22 protein-coding genes are annotated in these 21272 nt (G+C 73.5%); 9 read left to right on the top strand and 13 right to left on the bottom strand.

Features of this window, described 5'->3' with window-relative positions; all coding sequences use genetic code 11:
* Nucleotides 1-116 precede the first annotated feature (116 nt).
* Together ACFP2E_RS07630 and ACFP2E_RS07635 are read right to left on the bottom strand one after the other, a co-directional pair.
* Nucleotides 117-473 carry a sterol carrier family protein gene (locus tag ACFP2E_RS07630; protein WP_378524801.1) on the bottom strand — a complete coding sequence of 119 codons (357 nt, stop codon included), beginning with the start codon at nt 471-473 and terminating at the stop codon, nt 117-119.
* A 52-nt stretch (nt 474-525) separates the two neighbouring features.
* Complete coding sequence (locus ACFP2E_RS07635; RefSeq protein WP_378524802.1) at nt 526-1095, bottom strand: winged helix-turn-helix domain-containing protein; 570 nt, start codon at nt 1093-1095, stop codon at nt 526-528.
* A 68-nt stretch (nt 1096-1163) separates the two neighbouring features.
* Here ACFP2E_RS07635 and ACFP2E_RS07640 point away from each other — a divergent pair, with 68 nt between their 5' ends.
* From ACFP2E_RS07640 to ACFP2E_RS07650, 3 genes are all read left to right on the top strand, one after another.
* Entirely contained in the window at nt 1164-2441 is a 1278-nt protein-coding gene (locus ACFP2E_RS07640) for an MFS transporter (protein ID WP_378524803.1), read from the top strand.
* Between the two features lie 130 nt (nt 2442-2571).
* Nucleotides 2572-4161, top strand: coding sequence for a M28 family peptidase (locus tag ACFP2E_RS07645; protein WP_378524804.1), 1590 nt, complete (start codon nt 2572-2574; stop codon nt 4159-4161).
* Nucleotides 4162-4270: 109 nt separating this feature from the next.
* Entirely contained in the window at nt 4271-5101 is an 831-nt protein-coding gene (locus ACFP2E_RS07650; protein WP_378524805.1) for an Fpg/Nei family DNA glycosylase, read from the top strand.
* A gap of 2 nt (nt 5102-5103) precedes the next feature.
* Here the strand turns inward: ACFP2E_RS07650 and ACFP2E_RS07655 are convergent, their stop codons facing one another.
* Both ACFP2E_RS07655 and purL read right to left on the bottom strand, forming a co-directional pair.
* The gene (locus ACFP2E_RS07655) at nt 5104-5853 is read right to left on the bottom strand and encodes an alpha/beta hydrolase (RefSeq protein WP_378524806.1); all 750 of its coding nucleotides are present in this window, start codon (nt 5851-5853) and stop codon (nt 5104-5106) included.
* Nucleotides 5854-5870: 17 nt separating this feature from the next.
* The gene (purL, locus tag ACFP2E_RS07660) at nt 5871-8144 is read right to left on the bottom strand and encodes a phosphoribosylformylglycinamidine synthase subunit PurL (RefSeq protein WP_378524807.1); all 2274 of its coding nucleotides are present in this window, start codon (nt 8142-8144) and stop codon (nt 5871-5873) included.
* A gap of 180 nt (nt 8145-8324) precedes the next feature.
* Here purL and ACFP2E_RS07665 point away from each other — a divergent pair, with 180 nt between their 5' ends.
* The gene (locus ACFP2E_RS07665) at nt 8325-9701 is read left to right on the top strand and encodes a glycoside hydrolase domain-containing protein (protein ID WP_378524808.1); all 1377 of its coding nucleotides are present in this window, start codon (nt 8325-8327) and stop codon (nt 9699-9701) included.
* A 21-nt stretch (nt 9702-9722) separates the two neighbouring features.
* Here ACFP2E_RS07665 and ACFP2E_RS07670 read toward each other — a convergent pair whose 3' ends face one another.
* From ACFP2E_RS07670 to ACFP2E_RS07685, 4 genes are all read right to left on the bottom strand, one after another.
* Nucleotides 9723-10169: a DUF3817 domain-containing protein gene (locus tag ACFP2E_RS07670; RefSeq protein ID WP_378524809.1), complete on the bottom strand. Its 447-nt coding sequence runs from the start codon at nt 10167-10169 to the stop codon at nt 9723-9725.
* Entirely contained in the window at nt 10169-10834 is a 666-nt protein-coding gene (gene purQ, locus ACFP2E_RS07675) for a phosphoribosylformylglycinamidine synthase subunit PurQ (protein WP_378524810.1), read from the bottom strand. The genes ACFP2E_RS07670 and purQ overlap by 1 nt, the downstream gene beginning before the upstream one ends.
* Nucleotides 10834-11115 carry a phosphoribosylformylglycinamidine synthase subunit PurS gene (purS, locus tag ACFP2E_RS07680; protein ID WP_378524811.1) on the bottom strand — a complete coding sequence of 94 codons (282 nt, stop codon included), beginning with the start codon at nt 11113-11115 and terminating at the stop codon, nt 10834-10836. Before purS ends, purQ begins: the two co-directional genes overlap by 1 nt.
* A 75-nt stretch (nt 11116-11190) precedes the next feature.
* A complete protein-coding gene (locus tag ACFP2E_RS07685) occupies nt 11191-11886 on the bottom strand; it encodes a hypothetical protein (RefSeq protein ID WP_378524812.1) in 696 nt (231 codons plus the stop codon).
* Between the two features lie 129 nt (nt 11887-12015).
* Here ACFP2E_RS07685 and ACFP2E_RS07690 point away from each other — a divergent pair, with 129 nt between their 5' ends.
* The 3 genes from ACFP2E_RS07690 to ACFP2E_RS07700 are packed head-to-tail and all read left to right on the top strand — an operon-like array spanning nt 12016 to nt 15188.
* Nucleotides 12016-13959 carry a sensor histidine kinase gene (locus ACFP2E_RS07690; RefSeq protein ID WP_378524813.1) on the top strand — a complete coding sequence of 648 codons (1944 nt, stop codon included), beginning with the start codon at nt 12016-12018 and terminating at the stop codon, nt 13957-13959.
* Nucleotides 13956-14615: a response regulator gene (locus ACFP2E_RS07695; RefSeq protein WP_378524814.1), complete on the top strand. Its 660-nt coding sequence runs from the start codon at nt 13956-13958 to the stop codon at nt 14613-14615. The genes ACFP2E_RS07690 and ACFP2E_RS07695 overlap by 4 nt, the downstream gene beginning before the upstream one ends.
* A 57-nt stretch (nt 14616-14672) precedes the next feature.
* Nucleotides 14673-15188, top strand: coding sequence for a general stress protein (locus ACFP2E_RS07700; RefSeq protein WP_378524815.1), 516 nt, complete (start codon nt 14673-14675; stop codon nt 15186-15188).
* 28 nt (nt 15189-15216) lie between these two features.
* On the opposite strand, the gene ACFP2E_RS07705 is transcribed toward ACFP2E_RS07700, so the two are convergent.
* From ACFP2E_RS07705 to ACFP2E_RS07725, 5 genes are read right to left on the bottom strand one after another with little or no spacing between them, the layout of a single operon-like run.
* Entirely contained in the window at nt 15217-16803 is a 1587-nt protein-coding gene (locus ACFP2E_RS07705; protein WP_378524816.1) for a long-chain fatty acid--CoA ligase, read from the bottom strand.
* 55 nt (nt 16804-16858) lie between these two features.
* The gene (locus ACFP2E_RS07710; RefSeq protein WP_378524817.1) at nt 16859-17050 is read right to left on the bottom strand and encodes a hypothetical protein; all 192 of its coding nucleotides are present in this window, start codon (nt 17048-17050) and stop codon (nt 16859-16861) included.
* A gap of 1 nt (nt 17051) precedes the next feature.
* Nucleotides 17052-17477: an SRPBCC family protein gene (locus tag ACFP2E_RS07715; RefSeq protein WP_378524818.1), complete on the bottom strand. Its 426-nt coding sequence runs from the start codon at nt 17475-17477 to the stop codon at nt 17052-17054.
* Nucleotides 17474-18379 (bottom strand): phosphoribosylaminoimidazolesuccinocarboxamide synthase, encoded by a 906-nt coding sequence (locus ACFP2E_RS07720; RefSeq protein WP_378524819.1) that lies wholly within the window; start codon nt 18377-18379, stop codon nt 17474-17476. The genes ACFP2E_RS07715 and ACFP2E_RS07720 overlap by 4 nt, the downstream gene beginning before the upstream one ends.
* Nucleotides 18380-18415: 36 nt before the next feature.
* On the bottom strand, nt 18416-19012 hold the full coding sequence (locus ACFP2E_RS07725; protein ID WP_378524820.1) for an antibiotic biosynthesis monooxygenase: 597 nt from the start codon (nt 19010-19012) through the stop codon (nt 18416-18418).
* Nucleotides 19013-19232: 220 nt separating this feature from the next.
* On the opposite strand from ACFP2E_RS07725, the gene ACFP2E_RS07730 reads away from it, so the two are divergent.
* Together ACFP2E_RS07730 and ACFP2E_RS07735 are read left to right on the top strand one after the other, a co-directional pair.
* Nucleotides 19233-19520 (top strand): acylphosphatase, encoded by a 288-nt coding sequence (locus ACFP2E_RS07730; RefSeq protein ID WP_378524821.1) that lies wholly within the window; start codon nt 19233-19235, stop codon nt 19518-19520.
* Nucleotides 19521-19647: 127 nt separating this feature from the next.
* Nucleotides 19648-21150, top strand: coding sequence for an MFS transporter (locus ACFP2E_RS07735; RefSeq protein WP_378524822.1), 1503 nt, complete (start codon nt 19648-19650; stop codon nt 21148-21150).
* The last annotated feature ends 122 nt before the right edge of the window (nt 21151-21272 follow it).

Here is a 21272-nt window from a genome sequence, read left to right on the forward strand (position 1 = left end):
CGCCAACCTACCGAGCGCGTCTGAGCGATCCCTAACCGGCGGAGGCTCCGGACAGTCCGTGACGTTCGGGTCGCCCGGGGGCGTGTCGGGCGACCCGATCGTCACGAACTATCCCGTCAACCCAGGGGGAGGTACGGCGAGAGGTCGGCGCGCTCGCCGCTGGCGCGGAGCCGGCCGGCCTGCTCGGCCTCGGCCCAGGAGAGGTCGCCGGTGGCGAGGGCGACCCAGGTGTCGGGGTCGGTCTCGACGACGGCGGGCGGGGTGCCGCGGGTGTGGCGGACTCCGGGCACCACCTGCGCGGCGGCGTACGGCGGGACCCGGACCTCCACGGACGTGCCGGGGGCGCGCTCGGCGAGCAGCGCCAGGAAATGCTTGCTCAGCAGCTTGCGGTCCGCCGGGGTCCGCTCCGGGACCGGCGTGGCGAGCGCGGCCGCGACGGCGGCGGGGTCGGCGGGGCGGAGACGGGCGGGCACGGCGCCACGGTAGTCGGGGCGTCCGGCTGCGGGCCCGACCGGGCGGGGCCCGTCAGCCCTGCTCGAGGTCCGGGTAGGGCAGCAGCACCTGCAGCGCGACGTAGGTGCGCCGGTCGTCGTCACGGCCCCGGGTGCGGTCGGCCCACCCCTCGACGAGGTCGGCGAGCTCGCGCCGCATCTGCTCGGCCTCGGCGTCGGTGAGGCGCACCGTCTGCTCCATGACGGTGTGGACGCCGGTGCCCTTCTCGTGGGGGCCGAGCGCGCGGTCGACGAGGAGCCGCGCCCAGGTGGCCGTGTGGGAGCGGAACACGTCGACGGCCGCCGGCCCGCCGGGCTCGGTCGCCAGCTCGGAGAAGCTGACGGCGAGCCGTCCCCCGGGCGCCTCGCGCCAGACCCGGTCGCGGCGGTCCCGCGCGGCGTCGGGGTCCTCCTCGACCAGCCCGTACTTCGCGAGCTGACGTAGGTGGAAGCTCGCCTGGTTGGCGGGGATGTCGAGCTCGCGGGCGATGTCGGCCGCCCGCATCGGGCCGCCGGCCGCGAGCTCGCCGAGGATCCGGTTGCGGACGGGGTGCGCGATCGCCCGCAGCACCCGCGGGTCGTGGACGCGCTGCTCGTCGGCCATGCCTCGAGGCTAGACCATTCCGCACGACCTATTGCGCACTATTACTTGCGCAACATATGTTGCGCATTGTGACCAGCTACCGGCGACTCGCCCGCAACCACGACTTCACGGTGCTCTGGGTCGGCCAGACGCTCAGCGAGCTCGGCAGCCGGGTGAGCATGTTCGTCTTCCCGCTGCTGGCGTACGCGCTGACGGGATCGACGATCGCCGCCGCGCTGGCGGAGGCCCTGCACCTGCTCGGCCTGGTCGGCGCGCTCCTCCCCGCCGGGGTGCTGGCCGACCGGCTCGACCGGCGGCTGCTGATGCGCGGCGCGAGCGCCACCGGGGCACTGCTGTACGCCTCGCTCGTCGTCGCCGGCCTGGCGGGCGCGCTGACGATGCCGCACCTGCTGGCCGTCGCGCTGGTCACCGGCGCCTGCGCCGGGGTCTTCGCGCCCGCCGAGACGGCCGCGGTCCGCACCGTCGTCCCGACCGAGGACCTGCCCACGGCCTTCAGCCAGCAGCAGGCCCGCCAGCACGTCGCCGGCCTGGTCGGCGGGCCGCTGGGCGGCGCGCTGTACGCCGTGACCAGCTGGCTGCCGTTCGCCCTCGACGCCATCACCTACGCCGCGTCCTGGCTGCTGCTGGGCCGGGTCCGGGCGGACCTGCGGGCCCCGCGTCGCGCCGACGGCGGCAGGAAGCCGCTGCGAGAGCTCGGGGACGGGATCCGCTTCCTGACCTCGCGGCCGTTCTTCCGGGTGCTGCTGTGCTGGGCACCGCTCGCCAACCTCACCGTCAACGCGGTCTTCTTCGTGGCCGTGCTGCGGCTGATCGAGGCCGGCGTGGACCCGCTGCACCTCGGGCTCGTGGAGATGGCGGCCGGCGCCTGCGGGATCCTCGGCGCCCTCGTCGCGCCCTGGCTGATCGAGCGCTTCGCCACCGGGGCGCTCACGGTGGCGGTGGCGTGGAGCTTCGTGCCGCTCACCGTCCCGCTGATCTTCTGGAACCACCCGGCCGTGGTCGCACTGGCACTGTCGGCCGGCATCTTCCTCAACCCGGCCGGCAATGCCGGGATCGGCGCCTACCGGGTGGCGGTCACGCCACCCGAGCTCCTCGGCCGCGCGCAGGCCACCATGAACTTCACCTCCATGTCCGTGATGCCGCTCGCGCCGGTGCTCGCGGGGGTGCTGCTCGCCACGGTGGGCGGGGCCGTCGCGGTCGCGGCGCTCACCCTGCTGACCGCCCTCGTCGCACTGATCCCGACCCTCAGCGCCAGCGTGCGCGGCGTGCCGCGACCGGTCGCCTGGCAGGTCGAGGTCGGGACGCCGGCCTCGACCGACGACCAACCGCAGGCCGCCCTCGCCTGAGCTCCGCCGAGGTCGCGCGCCAAGGCACGCCACACCCGCCGGGGTGATTGTGCATGACAACCATCACACCTAGTGTGACGCGTCACGTGCGCCCATGCGGGCTTGCGTCACATCCCGGAAGGACAGCGTTTTGTCACACTTCAGCCTGCGCGGACGCGGCCTGGCCGCATCCGCGCTTCTCGGTACGACGGCCCTCGTCGCGGCCGCCATGGTCCCGTTGGGCAGCGCCAGCGCCGTCGACGAGGTCCCGGCCGCCCGCGCCAAGCAGGGCACCGTCAACGGCGTCATGGACCACCTGATCCGGTTCGAGCGGATCGGCGACAAGCACGACGGCCGCGCCGCCGGCGAGCCGGGCTACGAGGCCTCCGCCAAGTACGTCGCCCGCAAGCTCCGCCAGGCCGGCTTCGAGCCGTGGATGCAGGAGTTCGACTTCCCCTACTACGCCGAGACGGGCCCCTCGAAGCTCGAGCGGACGGCCCCGGACGCCAAGGCGTACGCCGAGGAGACCGACTACATCCTGATGACCTACTCCGGGTCCGGCAACGTCACCGACGTGACCGTCGAGGGCGTCGACCTCAAGCTCGCCGAGGCCGACCGCGGGAGCTCCACCAGCGGCTGCGAGGCCGAGGACTTCGCCACCTTCACCGCGGGCAACATCGCGCTGATGCAGCGCGGCGCTTGCGCCTTCGCCGACAAGGTCGTCAACGCGCAGGAGGCCGGCGCGGTCGCGGCCATCGTGATGAACCAGGGCAACAACGCCGGCCGGATGGACGCCTTCGCGGGGACGCTGGGTGGACCGGTCGCCACCATCCCCGCCCTCGGCACCAGCTTCATGGTCGGCGAGGAGCTCGCCGCCGAGGGAACCAAGGCCACGGTCGTCACCGAGACCGAGTCCGAGATCCGACAGACGTGGAACGTCATCGCCGACACCCGCGGCCGCAAGGCCAACGTGGTCATGGCCGGCGCCCACCTCGACAGCGTCCACGGCGCCAACGGCATCAACGACAACGGCTCCGGCAGCGCCGCGCTGCTCGAGGTCGCCGAGAAGATGGGCGGCGACGCCCGGCCGAACAACCGCGTGCGGTTCGCCTGGTGGGGCGCCGAGGAGCTCGGCCTGCTCGGCTCCGAGCACTACGTGGCCGACCTGTCGGAGCGTCGCCCCGGCAAGTTCCAGAAGATCGCGCTGTACCTGAACTTCGACATGGTGGGCTCGCCCAACTACATGCTCGGCGTCTACGACGGCGACAACTCGGTCTACGGCCCCGAGGAGGGCGCCGCGATCGGCCCCGACGGCTCGGCCGCCATCGAGGCGATGTTCCAGGACTTCTTCAGCGTCTACGGGACCGGATCGTCCGAGACGCCGTTCAGCGGCCGCTCCGACTACGGCCCGTTCATCGCGCTCAACGTCCCGGCCGGCGGCCTCTTCACCGGCGCCGAGGGCGTGAAGACCCCGGAGCAGGCCGTGCAGTTCGGCGGCACCGCCGGCGCGGCGTACGACGAGTGCTACCACTCCGAGTGCGACGACCTCGGCAACGTGAGCCGCGACGCGCTGAAGGCCAACACCTCGGCGATCCTCCACGCGGTCCAGAAGTACGCGCGCAGCACCCGCTCGGTCAACGGCAAGGACACCGGCCACGAGCCGCCCGCCCCGGAGGCCCCCCGGATGGCGGTCAGGCACCACCACGCCGACGGCCACGACCACGGCGGCGTCGCTCGCTGACGCAGCCGTTCGGCGCTCGACGGGACGCCGGTCCTTCCATCGGGGAGGGCCGGCGTCGCCCATCTCGGGCGGCGACCCCGCCGCTTCGGCGGGTGGGGATGATGGCAACATGCCCGAGGGGGACTCCGTCCACCTGCTCGCCCGCCGGCTCGAGGACCGGCTCGCGGGCCGGACTGTCGTGCGCTCGGACTTCCGGGTGCCCGCGCTCGCGACCCGCGACCTGGCGGGCCGCCGGCTGCTCGGGCACGACACGCACGGCAAGCACCTGCTCACCCGGTTCGAGGGCGGCGTCAGCCTGCACAGCCACCTGCTGATGGACGGCGAGTGGTCGGTCGTCGGGCCGGGCAAGCGGCTCCCCCGCCGCGTCGAGCACGAGATCCGCCTGGTCCTCGAGATGGACGACGGCCGGACGGCGTACGGGCTGCGGCTGCACCAGCTGGAGCTCGTGCCCACCGCCGAGGAGCACCGGGTCGTCGGCCACCTCGGCCCCGACCCGTTGCGCGAGGACTGGGACGAGGACGAGGCGGTACGCCGGCTCTCCGCCGATCCGGACCGCCCGCTGGTGAGCGCGATCCTCGACCAGACCCTCGTCGCAGGATGGGGGAACCTGTGGGCCAACGAGCTCGCCTTCCTCGTGGGCCGCAGCCCCTGGACGCCTGTCGGGGACGTCGACGTACGCCGGCTGGTGCGGCTCGGCGCCCGCGCGCTGCGCCACTCGGCGACGGTGCCCGGCGCCTACCAGGTGACGACCGGAAACCGGGCGCGCGGCGAGCAGCACTGGGTGGCCGGCCGGCAGCGCCGGCCGTGCCCGCGGTGCGGGACACCGGTGCGGATGGTCGACGAGGTGCCGAACGACCCGGGCAACCGGCGCACCTGGTGGTGCCCGCGCTGCCAGCCGGGCCCCGGCCCCGAGGCGCGGGTGCTGCGAGCCCTTCCCTGAGCTCAGCCCAGCGTGTCGAGGTGCGCCAGGGTGCGCGCCCACGCGTCAGAGGTGGGGTCGATCACGACGTAGTGGTCGCCGTCGACCTCCTCGAGGTGCGCCCGGGCGCCGGCGGCCCGGGCGGCCGCCACGTAGGCGCGGGACTGTGAGGGCGGCACGTCCTCGTCGCCGGTCGGGTGGATGCACCACACCGGCACGTCGAGCGGAACCTGGCGGATCGGGTCGGCCGGGTCGTCGTCCGGGCCCGGGGCGTGGCCGAGCAGCCCGACGACCGCGCCCGAGCCCAGTCCCGCCTCGTGGGCGCTGCGCAGGTCGAGGACCCCGGCCTGCGAGACCACCGACGTGACCCGCACCCGCTCCGGCTGCCACCGCGGGAAGCGCCCGCGCGAGGCGGCCCAGGTGGCGAGGTGACCACCCGCGGAGTGGCCGAGCGTGACGACGGTCGACAGGTCGAGGTCCGGCACGTCGGCCAGGGCGTCGATCGCGGCCGCGACGTCGTCCAGGGTCAGCGGGTAGCCGCCGGATCCGGTCGACGGGTCGTCCGGGTCGACGCGGCGGTACTCGACGTTCCAGGCCGTCCAGCCCCGCTCGGCCAGCGAGGCCGCGAGCGGCCGCCCCAGCTCGAGGCCGTACTGCACCTTCCAGAAGCCGCCGTGGACCACCACGACGACGCCGCGGGACTCCCCCGCCGGACGGGTGAGCTCACAGACCTGTGAGGCGTGGTCGCCGTACCTGGCGGTCTCGACGGACACGGGGCCGGCGTGCCCGGTCAGGCCAGCGCGGCGGGCAGGGTCGCCGTCCAGGCGGCGCGCAGCTCGGTCAGCGGCACCTCGAACTGGCCCTCGACCACCAGCGCGTCGCCACCGGTGCGGCCCAGCTCCGACACGGGGACGCCGTGCTCCGCGGCGAGCGCCCGGAACCGCTCGAGCCCCGCGTCGGGCACGGTCACCACGCAGCGCGCGGCCGACTCGGCGAAGAGCGCCACGAACGGGTCGCCCTCCGGCGCGACGGTGACGCCGACACCACGGTGCAGCGCAGCCTCGGCCAGCGCCTGCGCGACGCCGCCGTCGGAGACGTCGTGGGCGCTCGAGACGACGCCGACCGCGTCGACCAGCAGCGAGGCGAGCGCCTTCTCGGCGGCCAGGTCGACCTTCGGCGGCAGGCCGCCGAGGTGGCCGTGGACGACGTGGGCCCACTCGGAACCGGACAGCTCCTCGCGGGTCTCGCCGAGCAGCAGCACGGTCTCGCCTGCGGTGGCGAAGCCCGAGGGGGTGCGACGGGTGACGTCCTCGATGACGCCGAGGACGGCGACGACCGGGGTCGGCAGGATCGCGGTCTCCCCGGTCTGGTTGTAGAGGGAGACGTTGCCGCCGGTGACGGGGACGCCGAGCTCGGCGCAGCCGTCCTTGAGGCCGCGGCAGGCCTCGGCGAACTGCCACATCACGTCGGGGTCCTCGGGGGAGCCGAAGTTGAGGCAGTCGGAGATCGCCAGGGGCTTCGCACCGCCGGTGGCGACGTTGCGGTAGGACTCGGCCAGCGCGAGCTGCGCGCCGGCGTACGGGTCGAGCTTGGCGAACCGGCCGTTGCAGTCGGTGGAGACGGCGACGCCGAGGTTGGTCTCGTCGTCGACGCGCACCATGCCGCTGTCGGACGGCTGCGCCAGCACGGTGTTGCCGCGGACGTAGCGGTCGTACTGGTCGGTGATCCAGGACTTGTCGCAGAGGTTCGGCGAGGCGACCAGGCGCAGCAGCGTCTCGCGCAGCTCGTCGCCGTTCGCGGGCCGCGGCAGCTTCTCGGCGCCGTCGGCCTGCAGGTCGTCCTGCCACGCCGGACGGGCGAAGGGGCGGTGGTACGTCGGGCCGTCGTGGGCGACCGACCGCGGCGGCACGTCGACGACGCGCTCGCCGTGCCAGTCGATCTCCAGCCGGCCGGTGTCGGTGACCTCGCCGATGACCGTGGCGTCGACGTCCCAGCGCTCGCAGATGGCGAGGAAGTCGTCGACGTCGCCGGGCTCGACGACCGCCATCATCCGCTCCTGCGACTCGCTCATGAGGATCTCCTCGGGGGCGAGCGTGGAGTCGCGCAGCGGCACCAGGTCGAGGTCGACGTGCATGCCGCCGTCACCGGCGGAGGCGAGCTCGGAGGTGGCGCAGGACAGCCCGGCGCCGCCGAGGTCCTGGATGCCGGCGACCACGCCGGCCGCGAAGAGCTCGAGCGTGCACTCGATGAGCAGCTTCTCCATGAAGGGGTCGCCGACCTGGACGCTGGGCCGCTTGGTGGGGCCGCCCTCGTCGAAGGTCTCGGACGCGAGCACGGAGACGCCGCCGATGCCGTCGCCGCCGGTGCGGGCGCCGTAGAGGATCACCTTGTTGCCGGCGCCGGACGCCTTGGCGAGGTGGAGGTCCTCGTGGCGCAGCACGCCGACGCACAGCGCGTTGACGAGCGGGTTGCCGAGGTAGGTCTCGTCGAAGACGGCCTCGCCGCCGATGTTGGGCAGGCCGAGGCAGTTGCCGTAGCCGCCGACGCCGGCCACGATCCCGGGCAGCACCCGGTGGGTGTCCTCGGCGTCGAGCGGGCCGAACCGCAGCGGGTCCATGACGGCGACCGGCCGGGCGCCCATCGCGAGGATGTCGCGGACGATGCCGCCGACGCCGGTCGCGGCGCCCTGGTAGGGCTCGACGTACGACGGGTGGTTGTGCGACTCGACCTTGAAGGTGACCGCGTAGCCCTGGCCGATGTCGATGACGCCGGCGTTCTCGCCGATGCCCGCCAGCATCTTGCCGGCGGGAGTCTCCTGGGCCAGTTCGCCGAACTGCTTCAGGTGGACCTTCGACGACTTGTAGGAGCAGTGCTCGCTCCACATGACGGAGTACATCGCGAGCTCGGCGCTGGTCGGCCGGCGGCCGAGGATCTCGCGGATGCGGTCGTACTCGTCGGCCTTGAGGCCGAGCTCGGCCCACGGCTGGTCGCGCGAGGGGTCCTCGGCGGCGGCGGTGACGGTGTCGACGGCGTACGTGGGGGCGGTGCGGGGCGACTGCGGCACGGCCGCCAATCTACCGGCGCGCCACGGTGTCCCCGACCACACCCCTCAGGGCGGACGTCATCCGGCCGAACTACAGCGCAGTAGTTCACATGAACTCCTGTGACTGGTGTGATTGCTGGGGTTATCGTGGCTCGGCACCCCGTCACCGTGACGCCTTCCCCGGATCCTCTGGAGCACGCCATGGCACGCCCGGTCCAGCCCCAGGCCCAGCACCGTTTCCGCACCCGCCTCGCCGGACTGCTCGCCGCCACGGGCCTCGCGGCCGGCACCCTCGTCGCGACGGCCGCGCCGGCGCACGCCGAGAACCCGGTGACGCCCGGCAACTTCACCGGCTACGGCTTCGACCAGTGCCTGGCGCCGACCCAGAAGGCGATGAACGCCTGGCTCAACCACTCGCCGTTCCTCGCGGTCGGCATCTACATCTCCGGGGAGTCGCGCGCCTGCCGGAGCCAGCCCAACCTGACCCCGACGTGGGTCGGGAAGCAGCTGCGGAAGGGCTGGCGGCTGCTTCCGATCACGCTCGGCCCGCAGGCCTCCTGCAGCGACCGGTTCCCGCGCTACGGCCACGACGAGACCATCAACCCCAAGCCCGGCTCGCGGAGCAAGTACAAGCCCGCCCGCCGCCAGGCCCGCGCCGAGGCGGACGAGGCCGTGGCGACGGCGCAGCGGCTGGGGATCGTGAAGGGCAGCACCCTCTGGTACGACCTCGAGGCGTTCGACACCTCGATCACCCACTGCCGCGAGTCGGCACTGGCCTTCCTCAGCGCCTGGACCACCCGGCTGCACGCGCTCGACTACGTCTCCGGCGTCTACTCCAGTGCCGGGTCCGGCATCAAGATGCTGGACGACGCGCGGGTCAACCGGCCGGGCCGGTTCGCCATGCCCGACCAGGTCTGGATCGCCCGCTGGAGCGGGGTGCCCGGCCAGATCAACGACGCGAGCAACACCTACATCCGCAACGACGGCTGGGTCCCGCACGCCCGGGTCCACCAGTACCGCGGCGACCACGACGAGACGTGGGGCGGCGTGCGGATCAACATCGACAGCAACTGGCTCGACCTCGGCCGCGGCTCGGTGGCCGCACCCGAGAAGCACTGCGGCGGCGTGGACGTCGACATGCGCCGCTACCGGCCGGTCCTGCCCAAGGAGACCTCCGAGCCGCGCGAGCGGGTCAAGGTGCTGCAGTGCCTGCTCTCCGAGGCCGGGAAGTACGGCGGCAAGCTGAGCGGCGTCTACAACGACCGGACCATCGAGGCGGTGCAGGCCTGGCAGGCCGGCCACGGCTTCCCGGTCTCCGAGGTGTGGAGCCGCGAGAACTGGATGTCACTGCACGTCGCCGGCGCGCGCCCCGTGGTCAAGCTCGGCTCGGCCGGCGCCGACGTCCACGACCTGCAGCGCGCGCTCAACGCGGCCGGCCGCGCCCGCCTCGCCGTCGACGGCGTGCTGGGCGAGAAGACCGACGAGGCGCTGCGCGCCTACCAGCGCTCGGTCGGGATCACCGGGTCCGGCGTGGCTCAGCGGCAGACGTGGAAGGCGCTGCGCGCCGGCGTCCGCTGACGCCGAGGCGCCGCGGGCCAGTCAGCCGACCGGAGGGCCGACGAGCAGCGCCGCACCGGTGAGCGCGGCGACGCCGGCGAGCCCGGCCACGAGGCCGCGACCCGGGTGGCGGACCAGCCAGGCGGACGGCCGCTCGAGCAGCCCAGACGGGGCCTCGGTCCGCAGCCGCCAGGTCGTGGCGAGCGCACCCCGGCGCTCGGCGTACCGGTCGAACCAGACGGTGAGGAACGGCGGAACCGCGGCGGCAAGCCCGAGCAGCAGCCGGCCGCGCGACCAGCGCTGGTCGACGGCGACCAGGACGGTCACCAGGCAGTAGGCCACGAAGACGGTGCCGTGGACCATGCCGAAGACCTGGACGCCGAGCTCGGTGGTCCGGGTGACGTACTTGAGGAACATGCCGAGCAGCAGCAGGGCCCAGGTCACGGCCTCGGCCACCGCCACCCGGCGGAAGAGCACGAGCGGGGACATCAGGCGAAGGCCCGCTCCACCAGCCGGAAGAAGCCCAGCCCGTCGGTGCCGCAGCCGGTGAGGTCCTCGACGGCGTGCTCGGGGTGCGGCATCAGGCCGACCACGTTGCCGCGCTCGTTGGTGATGCCGGCGATGTCGCGCAGCGACCCGTTGGGGTTGTCGTCGAGGTAGCGGGCGACCACGCGCCCCTCCCCCTCGAGCCGGTCGAGGGTGTCGGCGTCGGCGACGAAGCCGCCCTCGCCGTTCTTGAGGACGATCGTGATCTCGGCGTCCTGGTCGTACGCCGCGGTCCACGGCGTGCTGGTGTTCTCGATGCGCAGCCGCTGGTCGCGGCAGACGAACTTGCGGTGGTCGTTGCGGATCAGCGCACCCGGGAGCAGGTGGGACTCGCAGAGGATCTGGAAGCCGTTGCAGATGCCGAGGACGGGCATGCCGCGCCCGGCGGCCTCGATGACCTCGGTCATGACCGGGGCGAACCGCGAGATCGCACCGCAGCGCAGGTAGTCGCCGTAGGAGAACCCGCCGGGCAGGATCACCGCGTCGACGCCGCGCAGGTCGTGGTCGCCGTGCCAGAGCGCGACGGCCTCGTGGCCGCCGAGGCGTACGGCGCGGCGCGCGTCGTCGTCGTCGAGCGAGCCGGGGAAGGTGACGACGCCGATCTTCATCAGCGGCCCTCGCCCGCGGCGATCTCGGCCACGGAGTGCTCCTCGACGTGGACCTCGTAGTCCTCGATCACCGGGTTCGACAGCAGCGTCTCCGCCATCTTGTCGACCTCGGCGAGCAGCTCGTCGGTGATCTCGCCGTCGATCTCGATCTCGAACCGCTTGCCCTGGCGGACGTCGACGACGCCGGTGAAGCCGAGGCGGGGCAGCGCACCCAGGACGGCCTTGCCCTGGGGGTCGAGGATCTCGGGCTTGGGCATGACGTCGACGACGACACGGGCCACGGGGCACTCCTTGGCAGCGGGGAAAACCGCTCCGGAGTCTAGCCGTGGCCCGTGCCGCCGCCTCATCCGGACCGGTCAGCGGGCGATGGTGCTGCGGCCGAACGCGAGGCCGAGACCGGTCACGACCAGCCAGATGCCGGCGAGCAGGCCGGGCACGCCGGGGACGCCGAGGCCGACGACCATGAGCGTGGTCTGCACGACCGGCAGCAGCGACCAGAGGCCGATCCAGCGGGAGACGGTGCGCTCGCGCAGCGCCATCCAGGCGATTGCACCGGCCGCGATCACGACGCCGAGCCAGCCGATGAAGGACCCGAAGTCGTTGAGCAGGTAGTAGACGTAGAGGCCCTGGTCGTCGTAGTAGCCGTACTCGCCGCCGCCGGGCATGTAGTTGCCGAGGGCGCCCTTCCAGCCGTAGCCGTAGGTCAGCCCGGCCGCGGACGCGACGAGGCCGAACGGGACGACGTGGGCGGCGGTCGAGCCCGGGACGCGCGGCTCGACGCGGCGACGCCAGCTGGCGGCCATCACGACCAGCAGCACGACCGCGAGGTAGCCGGCGACCATGCTGGCCCGGTAGACCATCGGGTCCAGGTCGACGAAGAGCTGGTGGCTGAGCGAGATGTCGGTGCCGCCGGGGCGGCCGTCCAGCGGCATGGTGGCCGTGAAGCCCAGCAGGCCGGCGGCGGCGCCGTACAGCGGCCAGCGCGAGCGGCGGGTCGTGGCGGCGGTGCCGCCGGCACCCGCGGTGCGGTCGAGCGGGACGTGGGTCGTCATGGCGATCTCCTGGGAGCCGGGGTCGGGATGTCGGTGATGACAGGGGTGACGGTCGCCCGCCCCGCGTCCCGGGCACGAGGGACAACAACCCCGTGTCCCGGGGACGCCGACTCGGGCACCATGAGCGGCGTGACTCCCCCGCCCCGCCTGCTCGCCGCGCTCGTCGCCCTCGTGGCGACCGCCTGCGTGGGCCTGACGCTCGCGCTGGTGGCGGTGGGGAGCTTCCGCCTCGAGCTGGTGGTCGTCTCGGACCTGGTGCTGGCGACGGTGTGGCCGTGGGTCGGCGTGCTCGTGGTGCGCGCCCAGCCACGCAACCCCGTGGGCTGGGTGCTGCTGGCGCCGGCGCTGCTCGGCCCCTACCTGCTGGCCGGGGCGTACGCCGCCGAGACGGCCGGCGCGGGGTTCCTCGGCGCCGCCGCGGCCTGGGTCGCGACCTGGGGCTTCGCGCCGTACTTCTTCACCGTGCCGGTGCTGCTCTTCGTCTTCCCCGACGGGCGGTCGCTCTCGCCGCGCTGGCGACTGGTGCTGCGGGCGGTGCTGGGCGTGGCCGCCGTGACCACGCTGGCGCGCATGGTCTCGCCCGTGACGACCGACCTCGCGCCCGACGTGACGAACCCGCTGGGCATCGAGTCGGCCACCTGGCTCCGCTTCGCCACGCAGGTGGGGGCCACGTCGCTGTTCGTCGTCGGCGTCCCGCTCGCGGTGCTGTCCGTGGCCCTCCGGATGCGGCGCGCGCAGGAGCCGGAACGCACCCAGCTGCTCTGGCTGGTGCTCGGCGGCCTGGTGCTGGCGGTGTCGACGGTCGTCCCGCTCGGCACCGTCGGCGACGGCGTGGGCTTCGCCGTCGGCCTGGTGGCGCTGCCGCTCGGCATCGGGATCGGGATGCTGCGCCACGGCCTCTTCGACGTCGAGCTGACGCTCAACCGGACGGTCGTCCTCGGCCTGCTCACCGGGCTGGTGGTGGCGGCCTACGTCCTCGTCGTCTACGTCGCCGACGCCGTCGCGCCCGGGTCCCGCTGGGGCGTGCTGCTGGTGGCGGTCGCGGCGCTGATCGCGGCCGCGGCTCGCGACGAGGTGCAGGCCCTGGTCGACCGGTGGCTGTTCGGCCACCGCCACGACCCGTACGCCGTGGTGGCACGGGTCGGCCGCGGGGTCGCGGCCGCGTCGCAGCCGGTCGAGGCGCTGCAGCGGCTCGTCGAGGAGCTCCGCACGGCGCTCCGCCTGCCGTACGCCGCCTTCGCCGGCGCCGACCTGTCCGTCGCCAGTGGCGAGCCGGCGCACGGCACCCGGTCGGTCCCGGTCACCGCGCTGGGCGAGCCGGTCGGCGAGCTGCGGGTGGGGCTGCGCTCCCCCGGCGAGCGCTGGTCGGGCGCCGAGGAGGACGCACTGGCGGAGGTCGCCGACCGCGCCGGGACGCTCGCCTACGCCGCCGCGCTGGTCACCGACATCGCGGTGAGCCGCGAGCGGATCGTCGCAGCGCGGGAGGAGGAGCGGCGCCGGCTCCGGGCCGACCTGCACGACGGTGTCGCGCCCGCCCTCGCGGGGACGGCGCTGCAGCTGGAGTCGCTGGCCCGCCGGCTCGAGCCGCTGGACCCGGCGCTGGCCGCGCGGACACTGGAGCTGCGCGACGGGCTGCGCGCCGGGGTCGGCGAGCTCCGGGCCGTCGTCCACGGGCTGCGGCCGCCGGTGCTCGACCAGCTGGGCCTGGCCGGGGCCCTGCGCCAGCTCGTCGCCGGCCACGAGTCCCCCTCGTGCACCGCCGACGTCCGGCTCGACGGCGAGCCGTCGGCGGCGCTCGAGGTGGCGGCGTACGCGATCGCGGCGGAGGCGTTCGGCAACGCGCTGCGCCACAGCGTGGCGACCCGGATCGCGGTGCGCGCCTGCGAGACTGCCGACGAGCTGCTGGTCGAGGTGGTCGACGACGGCGTCGGGATGCCGACCCGGCCCGGGCCGGGGGTGGGGATGGTGAGCATGCGCGAACGCGCCGCCGAGGTCGGCGGGCGGCTCGACGTCGTGGAGACCCCGGGCGGCGGCACCACGGTCCGCGCCCGGCTGCCGCGGGCGGTCGCGTGAGCGCCCGGCCCACCCGCCCCACTCGCGTGGTGATCGCGGACGACCACCCGGTCTTCAGGGCCGGGATGGCGACCGTCCTCGACGACCTCGAGGGGATCGAGGTGGTGGCGCAGGCCGCCGATGGCGAGGCGGCCGTCGCCGCGGTGGCCGAGCACGCGCCCGACGTGGTGCTGATGGACCTGCGGATGCCCGGCGTCGGCGGGCTGGAGGCGACCGCGCGGATCCGGGTCGCGCACCCGGACACGGCGGTGCTGGTGCTGACCATGGACTCCGACGACGACTCGGTCTTCGCGGCGCTGCGCGCCGGCGCCCGCGGCTACCTGCTGAAGGAGGCCGACGGCACCGACATCCAGCGCGCCGTCGACGGCGTCGCCCGCGGCGAGGCGGTCTTCGGGCCGGGCATCGCGGAGCGGGTGCTCGGCTTCTTCGCGGCGGGCCGCGCACCGGCCGCCAGCCCGTTCCCGCAGCTGACGCCGCGAGAGCTCGAGGTGCTGGAGATGATCGCGCAGGGCCTCGACAACCAGCAGATCGCCCGGCGGCTGGTGCTGAGCGACAAGACGGTGCGCAACCGGGTCAGCGACATCCTCGCGAAGCTCCACGCGCGCAGCCGCGCCGAGATGGTCGCGCTCGCCCGCGACGCCGGCCTGGGCTCCTGACGACTGGGCTCCTGACGACTGGGCTCCTGACGCCCGCCGGTTCGGCACACTGGACACATGAGCTTCTCGACCCCCGGCCCCGGCCGCGCCCCGCAGGGCTCCCCGCTCCGCCTGGAGTTCCCGCAGTCGCTGGCGGTCTACGACGACTACGAGTCCGCCCAACGCTCCGTCGACTACCTCGCGGACCAGAAGTTCCCGGTCGAGCAGTGCATGATCGTCGGCACCGACCTCAAGCGCATCGAGCGGATCACGGGCCGGCTCAACTACGGCAAGGTCGCCGGCGGCGGCGCGCTCTCGGGCATGTGGCTCGGCCTCTTCGTCGGCCTGATCTTCGCGATCTTCACCGAGGAGAGCGTCGTGGGGGTCGTGCTGTTCACGACGGTGTTCGGCGCGATGTTCGGCGTCGTGTGGGCGATCGCCGGGTACGCCGCCACCCGCGGCCAGCGCGACTTCTCCTCCACCACCCAGGTGGTCGCCACCCGCTACGAGGTGCTGGTCGAGCACAAGGTGGCGGCGCACGCCCGGGAGCTCCTCGCGAAGCTCCCGGGAGCGACGCCCGACCCGTTCGCCTGAGCGGTGGGCCGGCCGACCGACGGCCCGATCAGCTCAGCTCGCGCTTGAGGATCTTGCCCGTCGCGGTCATCGGCAGCGTGTCGACGAACTCGACGATGCGCGGGTACTTGTAGCCCGCCATCTGCTCCTTGCCCCACGCGACGAGCTCGTCCTCGGTGACGGTGGCGCCCTCGTTGCGGATGACGACGGCCTTGACCTCCTCGCCGTGGCTCTCGTGCGGGACGCCGATGACGGCGGCGAGCGACACATCGGGGTGGGTCATCAGGACCTCCTCGACCTCGCGCGGGTACACGTTGAAGCCGCCGCGGATGATCATGTCCTTGGACCGGTCGACGATGTAGTACCAGCCGTCGCCGTCGCGGCGGCCGAGGTCGCCGGAGCGGAACCAGCCGTCGCGGATCGCCTCGTCGGTCGCCTCGGGCCGGCCGTAGTAGCCCTTCATGATGTTGTGGCCCTTGATGGCGATCTCGCCGACCGCCGTCTTCCCGTCGTCCTCGAGGTCGCCGGGCACCTCGTCCCAGGTGCCGGGCTGGAGCAGCTTCATCTCCACGCCCGGGATCGGCTTGCCGATCGAGCCGGGCCGCGGCTCCTCGCCCCACGGCGAGAAGCTCGCCACCGGCGAGGTCTCGGAGAGGCCGTAGCCCTCGAGGATGGTCACGCCGAACTTCTTCTCGACGTCCTTGTGGACCTCCAGCGGCAGCGCCGAGCCGCCGGCCACCGCGACGCGGAGGTTCTTGGCCAGCTCCTGCACGTCGACGCCGAGCTCGGCCTGCGCCTGCTCGAGCGCGCCGAGCAGCCCCCAGTACATGGTGGGCACGCCGCCGAAGAAGGTGACCTTCTCCTTCGCCATCAGGCCGAGCGCCGGCAGCGCCTCGAACCGCGGCAGCAGCACCACCGTGCCGCCGAACGCGAAGCCGCCGTTCTGGATGACGGTCTGCCCGAAGGAGTGGAACAGCGGCAGCACGCACAGGTAGGTGTCCTGGCGCTCCGGGTCGGCGTCGAACAGCTCGCGGCCGGCCAGCGCGTTGTCGCGCATGTTGCGGTGGCGCAGCTCGGCGCCCTTGGCCTGGCCGGTGGTGCCGGAGGTGTAGAGGATCACCGCGGTGTCGTCGTCGTCCGTGTCGATCGAGTCGAACGTCGGCGGCTGCTGCACCATCGCGCGGCCGAGGGTCTCGGCGCCCTCGATCGGCGACTCGGCGGCGGGGTCGGCGGTGATCACGAAGAACTCGGTGCAGCCCTCGGCCTGCTCGAAGCCGGCGTACCCCTCCTGGCCGATGGGCAGCTCGGGCGTGCCCTGGAAGCAGAAGTAGGCCTTCGCGTCGGAGTCGTCGAGGTGGTAGGCGACCTCGCGCCCCTTGAGCAGCACGTTGAGCGGGACGACGGTGGCGCCGGCCTTGAGGATCCCGTAGTAGACGATCGGGAAGTACGGCAGGTTGGGGCAGCTCAGAGCGACCTTGTCGCCGGGCTGGATCCCGCGCTCGACCAGCAGGTTGGCGACCTGGTTGGCGGCGCCGTTCACCTCCGCGTAGGTCAGGCGGGCGTCGCCGAGGACGACGGCGTCGCGGTCGGGGAAGCGGCGGGCGGAGTCCTCGAGCAGGACCGAGAGATTGGTCATGAGCGCCAACCTAGTGGCGCCCCGGTGGCCCCGGAACCCCGTCGGGGAAGGCGTCTCAGCTCCGGCGGCCGGTGGCGGCGACCCACACCAGCGCGACCCCGAGCCCGGCGAACGCGGGTCCGACGATCGCCCACACGTCCTGGTCGGTCATCGGCGAGCCGCCGAGGTAGCCGAGGCCCTGAAGCGTCCACACCAGGCCGACGAGGAACATCAGCACGCCGAGCGCGATCGCGACCGTGCGGCCCACGTCAGGCCTCCTGCTCGATCAGCCGGGCGGCCCGCTTCAGGTCGCCGCGGACCCCGAGCGGGGCCAGCCGGTTGAGGACCCAGCCGAGCGGCGCGAGCGGCCCGGGGGTGCGGACCTCGAACGTCGCCACCAGGCGCGTGTGGTCGCCCTGCGGCAGGAAGTCGAGGGTCAGGTCGGCCGCGACGCCGCGCCAGGTGCCGGTCTCGGCCCAGCGGCCGGGCGGGCTGGCCTCGGTGACCCGCATCAGCGGGCGGGCGCCGACGGCGGTGACGTCGTACCACTGGCTGCCCTCCTCGCCGTGGCCCTGCACCTCCTCGACGCGACGCAGGCTCGACTGCCAGCGCGGGCGGTTGCGGGGCTCGGCGAGGTAGGCGTACGCCGCCTCGGCGGGGGCGGCGACCTCGACCACGACGACGGACGGGCTCATGCGAACGACGTCCCGGTCAGCCGCTCGTAGGCCTCGACGTACTTGGCGCGGGTGAGCGCCACGACCTCGGGCGGCAGCGGCGGCGGGGCCTCGCCGGAGGTGCGGTCCCAGCCGCTCTCGGCCGAGGTGAGCCAGTTGCGGACGATCTGCTTGTCGAACGACGGCTGGGTGCGGCCCGGCTGCCACTCGTCGGCGGGCCAGAACCGGGACGAGTCGGGGGTGAGCACCTCGTCGCCCAGGACGATGGCCCCGCCGCCCTGCGACCTGCGGCCGAACTCGAGCTTGGTGTCGGCCAGCACGATCCCGCGTTCGCGGGCGATCTGCTCGGCGCGGGCGTAGACGGCGAGGGTGAGCTCGCGCAGCCGCGCCGCGTCGTCGGCGCCGATCGTGGCGACGACGGCGTCGTAGGAGACGTTCTCGTCGTGGTCCCCCAGCGCCGCCTTGGTCGCCGGCGTGAAGATCGGCTCCGGCAGCCGCGAGCCGTCCTCGAGGCCCTCGGGCAGCGCGATGCCGCAGACCTCGCCGGTGGCGCGGTAGTCCGCGAGGCCCGAGCCGGTGAGGTAGCCGCGGGCCACGCACTCGACCGGGAACATGTCGAGGGTCTCGCAGACCACGGCGCGGCCGCGGACCTCCTCGGGCACGTCGGTCGACACCACGTGGTGCGGCACCAGGTCGGCGAGCTGCTCGAACCACCACAGCGACATCCGGGTCAGGATCTCGCCCTTGTCGGGGATCGGGGTGTCGAGCACGAAGTCGTACGCCGAGATCCGGTCGCTGGCCACCATCAGCAGGTGGCCGGCGTGCGGACCGGTCTCGAGGCGGTAGAGGTCGCGGACCTTCCCGGAGTGCAGGTGGGTGGCCCCGGGGATCGCTGGGGCCGCCGGGATGTTCAGGTCCGCCATGGGGCCGACCCTATCGACGGGTTCCACCCCGTTCGGTCAGCGGCGTCGCCAGGGGGCCGGCTTGCCCTGCAGCCACCACTGCAGCTTGCGGGTGATCCACGGCAGTGCGAAGTAGGTCATCACCGGGGTCATCACGAGCACGGTCATCAGGATCCGCAGCGGCAGCGTGATGTCGGAGAGGTACTGGCCGGCGAACCAGTTGACGAGCACGCTCAACGGGTAGAAGACCAGGAAGATCGTCGTCGCCTGCTTCCAGCGCGGCGGGGCGGTCGGGGCCGACGGCGCCTTCTCGATCACCTCGGTCGAGCGCGGCTCGTCGAACCAGCCCTCGATGCCGGTGCGGCTCTCCATCCGGCTGACCTCGATCCGGCCCTGCGCGGCCGCCAGCCACCACTTGCGCTGGGAGGACGCCTGCCAGACCGCGAGGTGCTCGGCGGAGGCGAACCGGTAGAGCATGTGCCACTCGTCCGAGTCGGGACGCGGCCGCACCCAGCCCGCCCCGAGAAAGCCGTCGAACCGCTCCGCCAGCCGGGTCCCCGCCTCGACCCACGCCACCATCTCGGCGTGGTGCTCGGGGGCGATGTGCCGGGTGATCGAGACGGTCACGGGCGCGCTCGGGGTCTGCAGGCTCACCGGCAAATGGTCGTGGGACCGGCGATTGGGCCGCAACTCACCACCGCGGTGCGTTCCATCACCCCCCACCGTTGAGTCGGGAGTTGTGACCGTCGAGTCGGGAGTTCCCACCGCCGAGTCGGGAGTTGTGACCGTCGAGTCGGGAGTTGTGACCGTCGAGTCGGGACTTCTGCCCATCCAGTCCGGACTTCCCGGCTGACCCACCCGGCATGATGGCGGCATGGACCAGGGCGAGTCGGTGCGCGCGGTGGCTGTCGCGGTCCACGGGCGGGTCCAGGGCGTCTCGTTCCGCGCGTACGCCGAGCAGCAGGCGCAGCTCCTCGGCGTACGGGGGTGGGTGCGCAACGAGCCCGACGGCTCGGTGGCCGCCCACCTCGAGGGTGACCCCGCGGCGGTGGACGCGATGGTGGCGTGGTGCCGGCAGGGCCCGCGGCTCGCCCACGTGGAACGCGTCGAGGTCCGGGAGACCGAGGCAGCCGGCCACGGCTCGTTCGACATTCGCTTCTGACGGAATCCTGACGGAAACTCCTGACTCGTTCGCCACAAGTCCCGACTCGACGGTGGGAACTCCCGACTCAACGGTCACAAGTCCCGACTCAACGGTGGGGGTTGGACCGCTCCGCCATGCTGGGCGGGTGACCAAGGACGCCGTCGCGGGGCACCCCCACGCCTCCCGCAAGGGCCGGGAGGACGCGACGGGCGGCGAGCACGTCCCCGACCCGCGGCGCTGGAGCATCCTCGGCGTCACCCTGGTCGTCGGCTTCATGTCGCTGCTCGACGTGACCATCGTCAACGTCGCCATCCCGTCGATGCGCGAGGGCCTCGGCGCGACCGCCGCCCAGATCCAGTGGGTGGTGTCGGGCTACGCGCTGGCGTTCGGCCTGGTGCTGGTCACCGGCGGACGCCTGGGCGACGCCTACGGCCGCCGCCGGCTGATGCTGCTCGGCCTCACCGGCTTCATCCTCAGCAGCGCCGCGGTCGGTCTCGCCCCCAGCACGCCGTTCGTGGTCGCCGCGCGGCTCGCCCAAGGAATCTCGGCGGGCTTCCTGACCCCGCAGAGCTCCGGGCTGATCCAGCAGCTCTTCCGCGGCGCGGAGCGGGGCCGGGCTTTCGGGCTGTTCGGGATGACCGTCGCCCTCTCCTCCGCGCTCGGGCCGATCCTCGGCGGCGCGATCATCGGCATCGCCGGCGAGGAGAGCGGCTGGCGCTGGCTCTTCCTGGTGAACGTCCCGATCGGCCTGGCCGCGCTCGTCGCGATCGCGCGACTGGTCCCGGCCAACCCCGCGGGCGACGGCGACATCCGGGGCGACCAGCGACCGAGGCTCGACGTCCGCGGCGCGCTGCTGCTCGGCGGCGGTGTGCTCTGCCTGCTCTACCCGCTGGTCTCCCTGGAGGGCGGTGCCCGCTGGCCGCTGGTGCTGCTCGTCGGGGCGCCGCCGCTGCTGTGGGCCTTCGCGCGCTGGGAGCTGCGGCTCGGTCGACGCGGCGGGCAGCCGCTGCTCGACGTGGACCTGCTGCGTGGTGTCCCCGGTTACGCCAGCGGCCTGGCGGTGGGCAGCCTCTACTTCATGGGCTTCACCGGCATCTTCCTGGTGCTGTCGGTGTTCCTCCAGGACGGCCGCGACCTCTCGCCGCTGCAGACCGGCCTGCTGCTCACGCCGTTCGCGCTCGGCGCGGCCGTCACCGCGAGGCCGGCCGGACGCCTGGTCTCGACGCTGCACCGCAAGCTCACGGTCGGGGCGATCGTCTGGATGATGTCCGGCATCCTCGTCGTCGCCCTGCTGGTCCCCGGCCTCACCGACACCGCCCTGGTGTGGCTGCTCCTCGCCGGCCTGCTCTTCTCCGGCCTCGGCGCGGGCGGTGTCATCTCCCCCAACTTCACGCTCACCCTGGCCGAGGTGCCGCCCCGGATGGGCGGCGCGGCCGGGGGCGCGCTGCAGACCGGCCAGCGGATCGGCTCCTCGCTCGGCGCGGCGATGTTGATCACCGTCTACGAGGTCGTCGCCTCGGCCGTCGACGCCGACCGCGGCCTGCAGGCCGCGCTGACCACCTCGCTGCTGGTGCTCAGCGCCGCGCTGGCGATGGCGGTGTGGTCGCTGCGCCGCGAGGGGGAACCCCGGGAGCCCGCCTCCGCCTAGATGTGATGCCCAGGCACGTTGGTCGAGAACCTGCGACGACACGATGTGACCTGTAGATGGGCGAAGGCCTCCCGGTGTGGAGTGGAGCTGTCTAGGAACCGCTCCGCCACCGAAGGAGGCCT

It is taken from the genome of Nocardioides sp. GCM10027114 (assembly GCF_042659625.1).
GTDB lineage: Bacteria > Actinomycetota > Actinomycetes > Propionibacteriales > Nocardioidaceae > Nocardioides.

What these genes read in the sequence shown, in the direction of transcription:
- ACFP2E_RS07635 (WP_378524802.1), bottom strand. Translation starts at nt 1,095, where the DNA reads ATGGCCGACGAGCAGCGCGTCCACGACCCGCGGGTGCTGCGGGCGATC.
- ACFP2E_RS07650 (WP_378524805.1), top strand. Translation starts at nt 4,271, where the DNA reads ATGCCCGAGGGGGACTCCGTCCACCTGCTCGCCCGCCGGCTCGAGGAC.
- ACFP2E_RS07665 (WP_378524808.1), top strand. Translation starts at nt 8,325, where the DNA reads ATGGCACGCCCGGTCCAGCCCCAGGCCCAGCACCGTTTCCGCACCCGC.
- ACFP2E_RS07670 (WP_378524809.1), bottom strand. Translation starts at nt 10,169, where the DNA reads ATGTCCCCGCTCGTGCTCTTCCGCCGGGTGGCGGTGGCCGAGGCCGTG.
- purQ (WP_378524810.1), bottom strand. Translation starts at nt 10,834, where the DNA reads ATGAAGATCGGCGTCGTCACCTTCCCCGGCTCGCTCGACGACGACGAC.
- ACFP2E_RS07685 (WP_378524812.1), bottom strand. Translation starts at nt 11,886, where the DNA reads ATGACGACCCACGTCCCGCTCGACCGCACCGCGGGTGCCGGCGGCACC.
- ACFP2E_RS07700 (WP_378524815.1), top strand. Translation starts at nt 14,673, where the DNA reads ATGAGCTTCTCGACCCCCGGCCCCGGCCGCGCCCCGCAGGGCTCCCCG.
- ACFP2E_RS07705 (WP_378524816.1), bottom strand. Translation starts at nt 16,803, where the DNA reads ATGACCAATCTCTCGGTCCTGCTCGAGGACTCCGCCCGCCGCTTCCCC.
- ACFP2E_RS07715 (WP_378524818.1), bottom strand. Translation starts at nt 17,477, where the DNA reads ATGAGCCCGTCCGTCGTCGTGGTCGAGGTCGCCGCCCCCGCCGAGGCG.
- ACFP2E_RS07720 (WP_378524819.1), bottom strand. Translation starts at nt 18,379, where the DNA reads ATGGCGGACCTGAACATCCCGGCGGCCCCAGCGATCCCCGGGGCCACC.
- ACFP2E_RS07730 (WP_378524821.1), top strand. Translation starts at nt 19,233, where the DNA reads ATGGACCAGGGCGAGTCGGTGCGCGCGGTGGCTGTCGCGGTCCACGGG.